The sequence below is a fragment of the Vibrio sp. 10N.222.55.C6 genome, assembly GCF_041473395.1.
Taxonomy (GTDB): Bacteria; Pseudomonadota; Gammaproteobacteria; order Enterobacterales; family Vibrionaceae; genus Vibrio; species Vibrio crassostreae_C.
Map to the genome: position 1 here is coordinate 1 of NZ_JBFRSD010000591.1, position 507 is coordinate 507.

The following is a 507-nucleotide window of genomic DNA, read 5'->3' on the forward strand; positions in this document are numbered from 1 at the left end:
TATCAATGCCGATTTTAGCTCGCCTGAAATTCAAGGGGATGATACTTGTGTAACAGTGCGCTTAGCGCCAAAGCTTAGTACTAGCTTTAACAGCGCTGATGACGGTATCGAATGGGATGATACTCCGGTTATGTCTGTCGTGGTTGTCGGTGAAGGGCGTGAAAGTAAGAAATTGGCATTGAGTGCAAGGCAAGCGGCGGAACAAGACGCCTTCAAACGCGCTATTAGTCAGGTACTTGGCGCTATGGTCAATTCTGGTTATATGCAAAAGTCTTACGATACCCTGTCGGGAACAGAAAGTCGCAATGATTTCGACCTACAAGAAATCGCAATGCAATCACTTTCGATGGAACCCCAGGGCGTGATTTCCAGTTGGAATGAAATTTCTTATCAGGAAAAGCCTAACGGCTCTGTGACAGTCACGCTTGATGTGTTTGTTGAACGACAGAAGATGGAAGCGAAAATTGCAAGTTTGATAAAAAGCCTTGGCCAACCTTCAATCTATGT

Annotated in this window: 1 pseudogene; it reads left to right on the plus strand. The window is 45.2% G+C overall.

The features are described 5' to 3' along the window. Window positions 1–507, plus strand: a pseudogene (locus tag AB4486_RS25230) (hypothetical protein); the annotation flags it as partial.